Genomic DNA, 1,471 nt, shown 5'->3' with positions numbered 1-1,471 from the left:
TGATATGTACCCTCTTTACTGGACAACCAGTAAGGAGGGTATTTTTATGCACTATAGTTATATTTTCAAAAGAAATGCGGTAGATTTGTATCACCAAGGTCTTTGGCCTGATACGCCAGATGGTATTAGTACTGAAAACTTTCGTAATACGATACGAGGCTGGGTTAGAATTGAAGAGTCATGCGGTCCTTATGCTCTTTGTCACAAAGAGCATAACAAAGAATGGTCGCCTGAGGAACGTTATGCTTTAGTTGCGCGTGTTTTGGCTGGTGAGTCTCTCAAAAGTGTTGCTTATTCGGTAGGTGTTACTTATAGTCAACTTAACCAATGGGTTCGCAATTATAAGAATTATGGTTACAATGGTCTTATACCAAAACAGAGAGGACGTAAATCGAAGAATCCAGACATGAAAAAAATTGGAACAAGAAAGCCGCCAAAACCTAACGAATCTGAGTACGAAGAGCTAATCCGATTAAGAGCTGAAAATGCTTATATGAAGGCTGAAATCGAAGTAATAAAAAAAGAGATCGCCTTGAGAGAAGAAAAGGAAGCTGCGCGACTCAAGGCGAAAAAGCAGCAATCATCAAAGAACTCAGAGAAAACGGATTCGAATTAAAGTATCTTCTTAAGGCTATGCATATGGCTAAATCTACCTACTATTTTGAGATAAACAAGAAAGATGTTGTTGCTGAACGTAATCAAAAAATACTTGAAGAAATACAAAATATTTTTGAGTCAAACAAGCGTAGATATGGCGTGAGACGAGTCCATCATGAATTGATAAATCGCGGGTATCAAATAAACCATAAACGAGTTCAACGCCTTATGCATGAAGCAGGATTAGCTGGGAAACGACCAAAAGAAAAATATCATTCTTATAAAGGAGAAGTCGGGAAGATTGCTGATAACGTAATAGATAGAGACTTCAGTACAACTGCGCCTTTACAAAAATGGACTACAGATGTATCGCAGTTTAATTTTCCATGGGGTAAATGTTATTTATCACCAGTTTTAGATATGAACACAAATGAAATTATTTCCTATGACTTAGCTAAGAGTCCTAATCTTGATCAGATATCGCGAATGCTAAATAAAGCCTTTGAAAAATTCCCTTCAGTTAAAGGACTTATTTTTCATTCCGATCAGGGCTGGCAGTATCAACATACTTATTATCGTACTGCTTTACAAGAGCATGGCATTATCCAATCTATGTCTCGAAAAGGTAACTGTTATGATAACTGTATAATGGAGACATTCTTTGGAAGATTAAAGAACGAAATGTACTATGGTTATGAGAAAGACTATTCTTCTTTTGAAGAATTCTCAAAGGCAGTTGAAGAATATATAGATTACTACAATAACAAAAGAATTCAGGCAAAAACAAAATGGATGCCACCTGTACAATACAGGATAGCATCCATGTGTTCAGCCTAGTTCATAAATATGTGTCCAGGATTCTGGGTACATATCA

At 36.5% G+C, this 1,471-nt stretch carries 2 protein-coding genes; both read left to right on the top strand.

All coding sequences use genetic code 11. From position 1 onward, the window contains the following. Nucleotides 1-46 precede the first annotated feature (46 nt). Nucleotides 47-616 carry a helix-turn-helix domain-containing protein gene (locus BUA88_RS15805; RefSeq protein ID WP_072919729.1) on the top strand — a complete coding sequence of 190 codons (570 nt, stop codon included), beginning with the start codon at nt 47-49 and terminating at the stop codon, nt 614-616. Then, the gene (locus tag BUA88_RS15800) at nt 580-1,434 is read left to right on the top strand and encodes an IS3 family transposase (RefSeq protein WP_330390321.1); all 855 of its coding nucleotides are present in this window, start codon (nt 580-582) and stop codon (nt 1,432-1,434) included. Before BUA88_RS15805 ends, BUA88_RS15800 begins: the two co-directional genes overlap by 37 nt. The last annotated feature ends 37 nt before the right edge of the window (nt 1,435-1,471 follow it).

The sequence above is a fragment of the Pseudobutyrivibrio xylanivorans DSM 14809 genome (genome assembly GCF_900141825.1).
GTDB lineage: Bacteria > Bacillota > Clostridia > Lachnospirales > Lachnospiraceae > Pseudobutyrivibrio > Pseudobutyrivibrio xylanivorans.
Note: the sequence above shows the minus strand (reverse complement) of the source record. Positions and strands in the feature narration are given on the sequence as shown.